Annotated in this window: 9 protein-coding genes; 5 read left to right on the forward strand and 4 right to left on the reverse strand. The window is 33.4% G+C overall.

Going from position 1 to position 5,731, the window contains the following annotated elements; translation table 11 throughout:
- On the forward strand, window positions 1-108 hold a 108-nt coding region (locus A9G41_RS15060; protein WP_143425440.1), incomplete at its 5' end, for an IS3 family transposase.
- A 114-nt stretch (window positions 109-222) separates the two neighbouring features.
- Window positions 223-609: a DDE-type integrase/transposase/recombinase gene (locus A9G41_RS08070; protein WP_143425441.1), complete on the forward strand. Its 387-nt coding sequence runs from the start codon at window positions 223-225 to the stop codon at window positions 607-609.
- A gap of 63 nt (window positions 610-672) precedes the next feature.
- Here A9G41_RS08070 and A9G41_RS08075 read toward each other — a convergent pair whose 3' ends face one another.
- The 4 genes from A9G41_RS08075 to A9G41_RS08090 form a co-directional block, all read right to left on the reverse strand.
- Window positions 673-882 (reverse strand): hypothetical protein, encoded by a 210-nt coding sequence (locus A9G41_RS08075; protein ID WP_065582199.1) that lies wholly within the window; start codon window positions 880-882, stop codon window positions 673-675.
- Window positions 883-894: 12 nt separating this feature from the next.
- Window positions 895-1,752, reverse strand: a complete 858-nt coding sequence (locus A9G41_RS08080; protein WP_075539537.1) for a hypothetical protein — start codon at window positions 1,750-1,752, stop codon at window positions 895-897.
- The gene (locus tag A9G41_RS08085; protein WP_065583372.1) at window positions 1,749-2,582 is read right to left on the reverse strand and encodes a vWA domain-containing protein; all 834 of its coding nucleotides are present in this window, start codon (window positions 2,580-2,582) and stop codon (window positions 1,749-1,751) included. The genes A9G41_RS08080 and A9G41_RS08085 overlap by 4 nt, the downstream gene beginning before the upstream one ends.
- Before the next feature lie 496 nt (window positions 2,583-3,078).
- Window positions 3,079-3,540, reverse strand: a complete 462-nt coding sequence (locus tag A9G41_RS08090) for a hypothetical protein (protein WP_065582260.1) — start codon at window positions 3,538-3,540, stop codon at window positions 3,079-3,081.
- Window positions 3,541-3,811: 271 nt separating this feature from the next.
- Here A9G41_RS08090 and A9G41_RS08095 point away from each other — a divergent pair, with 271 nt between their 5' ends.
- The 3 genes from A9G41_RS08095 to A9G41_RS08105 form a co-directional block, all read left to right on the forward strand.
- Window positions 3,812-3,979 carry a transposase gene (locus A9G41_RS08095; RefSeq protein WP_081297217.1) on the forward strand — a complete coding sequence of 56 codons (168 nt, stop codon included), beginning with the start codon at window positions 3,812-3,814 and terminating at the stop codon, window positions 3,977-3,979.
- Window positions 3,979-4,203, forward strand: coding sequence for a hypothetical protein (locus A9G41_RS08100; protein WP_065582259.1), 225 nt, complete (start codon window positions 3,979-3,981; stop codon window positions 4,201-4,203). Before A9G41_RS08095 ends, A9G41_RS08100 begins: the two co-directional genes overlap by 1 nt.
- A gap of 422 nt (window positions 4,204-4,625) precedes the next feature.
- The coding region (locus A9G41_RS08105; protein ID WP_143425442.1) for a hypothetical protein at window positions 4,626-5,731 on the forward strand (1,106 nt) is incomplete at its 3' end.

Below are 5,731 nucleotides of genomic sequence, written 5' to 3' on the forward strand. Positions count from 1 at the left end.
GATAACTATCAATCCTATGGAACAAGGCGACTACAAGTAGCGCTTAGAAAGAAAAGCATACTATTATCCCGTCGCCGAATTGGTCGAATCATGCAAGAAAACGGATGAGTATCAAAATATACCTGTAAAAAATATCGTGCTAATACAGAACAAAGCAACGAATCAACAGTAAGTAAGCAACTTAATCGTGAGTTTACCGTAGGCCAACAACGCAAAGTGTTAGTGACTGATTTAACTTATGTGAGAGTAAAACAACAATGGCATTACCTTTGTATGATTATTGATGTAAGCAATCGAGAAATCGTGGGACGAAGTGCAGGAAAACATAAAAATGCTCAACTGGTTATGGATGCTATCAGCCAAATCCCTATTAACTTAAATTCAGTTGAGTTATTTCATTCAGATAGAGGAAAAGAATTTGATAATCATCTACTTGATGAATGTTTAAAGGAATTTGGCATTGAGCGTTCATTAAGCCATAAGGGATGCCCTTATGATAATGCTGTTGCTGAAGCAACATTTAAAGCGGTGAAAACTGAATTTTTGTCAAACACGATTTTTGATTCACTTGAACAACTCAGGTTGCAATTTAATCACTATGTGGATTGATTTAATTACAACAGGCTTCATTCGTCTTTAAATTACCAGTCACCCATTGAATATAAAATGAATCTATGACCTTATCTTTTTGGTACTAAAAAGTGTGGACATATCAGTACCTTTATTTTCAATAGTGTAGGTTAAAGCAAATCCACCACTTATAGCTAAAGGAACACCTAATCCTGATTTTTTAATATTTCCAAATTTTAAATCATTATCTGATATAAAATTTTGGTGAGATTGAAATACTTGATTATATTGCTCAAAAGTAGGATATGTCATAACCTTAACCAATTAATTTATTTTAAGAATGATTAATGTTGAGTCATCTATTTTCATTTTTTTATTTTTCCGTGCTTCCATTACCTTTGTATAAAAAAACTCATTTAAGTTACTCAAATTGTTTTGTAAATTGAGTATATTTGTTAGATTTGTAGAACTTTTTAATAAATTAAAAGAATTAATAAGCCAATCAGCTAAAGCATCCGTACACAAGAACAAATAGTAATCATTATATTTACTTAAATTTACATACTTAGTGTATTTATCAAAATCAAAAGTGTTAAAGTTTTTCTTAGTTGAAATCAGTTGAGGACAGTTTTTAAAATCAGGAATATCAAAAATTTTCTGATATTCGTATTTATGATTATTCTTACAATTCCTATAAACCCTTGTCTTTTTTTTCACACGTGATCTTTTCCTTTTTAAATAGTTTTTTGAGGACTTTTTAAATAAAAAAATACAACTATCACCAATACAAGTAATTTTTAAGCTATTTTTAATTTGACTATAATTTACACCTATAAAAGTGGCAAAACTTCCCCTTTGATAAGCCTCAATTTGGGTCCAAGTCATATTATGAATATCATGTTGTTTCGCATAATCTTTCTCGGCTGAAATTAAATATTCGTCAAATGATGAAAAAGTTTTACCAACAAATTTTTGACATAATATTTTTGCCCATAATTTGGAATCGTATGACTCTGTCGCCCCATCTGATATTGCTATACTTAAATTATCATCTGATATAGCCCATGAATCTTCATTTAAAGATTCATGATCCAAAATAAAATCTTTTTCTATATTAAATTGATAATTACCATTATCCAATGTGTCTTTAGAAATAGAACCCAAAAATATTTTTTTTATCATCTCAATTGTGCCGCTCTAGTTCCAATTTCAAAGAAGTCTGCAATTTCAGCAGCCTCAGCATTGAACATAAAACCTCTTGATTCACTAGATACACTGTACCCTTTCCCTTGAGCGAAATTAACTAAATTCGATGGCAATAAGCTAGACATTCTAAATAACATTTTTGCATAAGAATCTGGTAAATTAAATTCACCAGATGGAAATTTAATTGCAGCACCACTTAATGTACTAACATGAAGATTTAGTAACAATACTTCACCATCATTAGCACTAATACGACATAGATCTTTTGCAATTCCTTCGGGATCACCATCATTAGATTCCCCATCGGTAACATGCAAAATCGTTGGAGGATAACTATCTGGATGGGAATCACACCATTGACTTAATTCTTGCGCAGCTTCTGTTAAAGCTGCATTCATAGGAGTCCCCCCGTCTGCAACAGGCTCAAACCACATAGGAAATTTCACTGGAACTTCTATTATTCCTCCAGCCCCATCATCCATTTTCTTTTTTCTATCTTCTATTTTTAGAGGAAATTTCTCTATTAATGAAATAGGATTAATAACTTTTTGACCTAATTCACCTTTAAAACCATTAGCAACACCATGCTGTCCATATCCTAAAACACCTATTTCAAAATAATCTCTTACACCCTCAGATTTTGTACATCTTGTGATTAAATCCATCAAAGTTCTATTAAGCACGTCAGCAACAAACTCTGCTTTAGTTCTACCTGAAACCATTTTGTCAGACATTGAACCTGATTGATCAACTAAAAATAGAAATGCCGTAGGGGATGTTCTACTAATTTGAGCTTCGTAAGACATACTTTTATTCCTCTGGTTAACTGTTATAAATAAAAAATTAATATTTCAACCGATCTATCATATTTTTTATAAAATTTTAAATTATAATAATTATTCATTTCCAATGTATTATATTTGTCATAATAACAATGTCTTTATATTCAATATTGAGCATAAAGACTCGGTTTTAATAGTCAGCCTTATAATTTATGGACCCTGTAAATAAGTCTGTATTTTTGCCTGTCTTAACGTAGTCTAATGTACAAAAAAATAGGTAAATTAACTGGCTTTTTAAATAAACTTATCATTGAAACAGAACTAAATGCAGAAATGACCGAGCACTGGGCATAGAGATGTAAAATTCGGATCTTCGCCACAATCATGTTTAGTCATTTCATCTCCTTAAATTATTTTTGAACAAAAACTTATCATTATTATTAGAAAAATATTACGTATTGTCATATCGTTTATAACGATCAGTTGGGATATTATTGATCGTTATAAGCGATCAATCTGTTTAGCCGAAAGTATGTACGTTGTTAATATATAAGGTACGAAGAGGATTTTGTTTTTCCCACGAGAGTTGTGCTAATTCAGATAAAGTGTTCTTAGCTAGTTCTTGTTCAACATTAATACCATTTCCATCAGTTTGATTTTTCCAACAATCAGTAACTAACTTCATAATAACGTTATAATTTGCATATTGTTCTGAATCGAAATACAACATGGCAGGAAAATAAAAGCCATATTGCTCATCAAAAGCCATTACCCAAACAATGCTAAGAATATGGTTAGAAAGTAATGTTAAATCAGACAAGTTCAACATATCCATATACGCATCTACTCCGTGTTTCCTTTGATAGGCATCATTATGATAGGCAAAATTCATTCTGACTGGATATAGCTTCCCATAACGTGTAAGTAACGATTTATCATGGGTTTTTAGTTTATTTAGTATTAGATCATAATACTTATACATTTTTTATTCCTCTATATGAATTGGAGTTATATCAATAAGCTTGTTTTTTGTTTATTTGTCTAAACGTACTCTCAAAGACTCATTGTTATTTTCCAAAATTAAGTAAATTGCTTTTGTGTTATTAAATAGAGGAGGGTATTAAAAATTTACTTACACCAAGTATTCTAGGCTTTCCTCGATGGCTAGGTGGAAGAACTTCGCTTAAAAAGAGACAATTTTAAAAGAAGCTAAAGCAGGTATTCCTGTTAAAGAACTGTGCCGTAAATAGGGTATGGGCAATTCAACTTTCTATAAATGGCGAGAAAAATACGGCGGAATGGAAACGTCGGATATCAAACGCTTAAAGGAGCTGGAGGCTGAAAACCGCAAGCTTAAGCAGATGTTTGCCGAACTGAGCTTAAAATCCCAGCTTCAGGAAGAAATTATAAAAAAGCTTTAGTGCCAACTGGGGCACGTAAAACGTGGGCACAGCAACTACAACAAAATCATTCGGTTACTATTGCTATGAGTTGTGCCATTGTTGGCTTAAGCCGTTGTGCTTACTATTATCAAGCTAAGTTACAGGATGATTCGGTGATTGTTTCGGTGTTGAATGCTATTACAGACCGGCATTTACGTTGGGGTATTTACAAGCACACCCAAAAACAGAATCAAGTTCCTTAACAAATCTTTACAAAATTTTTAGTAAAAAATGTCGCCAAATTTTTTTTAAACATTATAATTTTAAAAATTAGAATTAATTTAGCTATATTTTATAGGTTATAAATCATCAAAAAAGCAAAATAAAACAACATATTACTTTACAAGAAGGATGTTATGCAGTATACTTATCGACACCAGACACCAGACACCAGACACCAGACACCAGACACCAGACACCAGACACCAGACACCAGACACCAGACACCAGACACCAGACATGGCAAACCTATGTCTTAAATTTATCAAATAACTACGTTAGACGAGTTTTTACACTTGCCTCATTTTTATCATCGAAATTATCCATAGAATTATTTACAAAAATCCCGTTGGTATTAGGACCATTGTTGTTATTGTCGTATTCGCCCAATTCGCAGGCATTAACGGTGCATACTAGTAATGTTATACAAGGTAGTGCACCATATTTAACATTTGATGGTGGTAAAACTAAAGTGATCACAACCGAGGATTTATTGAATATCACTCTATCGGATGGAACAATAGTTACTCCATCAACCAATACATCAAGCGTAACAAATCCAATAACTTTACCTAAAGGAAGTACTTTAAGCGATATTCACATGTTGATTCCCTCATCAGTTGATTCAGTCAGTTTAAATGATATAGTGAACACTTATCATTATTGGGGCGATGATGATGGTGATGGTCAGGGAGTAAATGGCGTAACCGCAAAAGGAAATCTATCTGCTTATTTTTTCGATAAAAATGGTAATGCTGTTAGTCGTAATGATATTTTAGATATTTGTAAAGCACCTTATAAGGTGATGTTAAGTAGTACAGCGGGATTTTTAAAAACACAGTACGGTGTACCAGATACAAATTATTTCCACCGTCAATCGGTGGAGTACTACATCAGCCCAAATTTACCTCCTAAAATCTGTTATGTAAGACCCAATCTAACCTATGGTACAGGTGATTACGCTGGTCCACCTAATATTTGGAATCCAACTAAAGGATTTCTAGTTCAATCAACTAATCCAACATTTTACGAATTAAATTTTCCGACAACAGGTGCAGATGGCTTGTACTTTGATTTAGACATAGGAGGAGGTCGCCAGTTGACTTGGGCTTCTGTTACGCATGGGGGAATAACAGCTACTGTAACAAGGACATTACCAAATGCAAGCGATGATTGGATATCCAATCATTCAGTAGAGGTAATACGCGTTACGCTAACGGGTCCTAGGGCAAGTGATAACCAAAAAAGCTCAGATTCCCCAAGTCCACTTAGCAAGCCAACCTTGCCTCAAACATTTGAGTTAGTGGGGAGAGATAGTCAAGGTAGTGTGGTCGTTAAGTATGGGTTTGAGTTGAAGCAGTGGTTCGTTAATCGTGGATCTCGATCTAATGACGCTTCTAATCAAGCCTCTTGGTGTAGTCATTTAGGTTATCGTTTTCCACAGGTAAGGGATTTAACTAATGCGGTTTGTTCGGGTAAGTGGTCAGGTCACTGGTGTCAAGGTTCTGTCGG

Source organism: Gilliamella sp. Nev5-1 (genome assembly GCF_001690895.1).
GTDB classification, from domain to species: Bacteria; Pseudomonadota; Gammaproteobacteria; order Enterobacterales; family Orbaceae; genus Gilliamella; species Gilliamella apicola_C.

Coding starts and splice junctions, on each gene's coding strand:
- A9G41_RS08085 (WP_065583372.1), bottom strand. CDS start 2,582: ATGTCTTACGAAGCTCAAATTAGTAGAACATCCCCTACGGCATTTCTA.
- A9G41_RS08075 (WP_065582199.1), bottom strand. CDS start 882: ATGACATATCCTACTTTTGAGCAATATAATCAAGTATTTCAATCTCAC.
- A9G41_RS08080 (WP_075539537.1), bottom strand. CDS start 1,752: ATGATAAAAAAAATATTTTTGGGTTCTATTTCTAAAGACACATTGGAT.
- A9G41_RS08095 (WP_081297217.1), top strand. CDS start 3,812: ATGGGCAATTCAACTTTCTATAAATGGCGAGAAAAATACGGCGGAATG.
- A9G41_RS08090 (WP_065582260.1), bottom strand. CDS start 3,540: ATGTATAAGTATTATGATCTAATACTAAATAAACTAAAAACCCATGAT.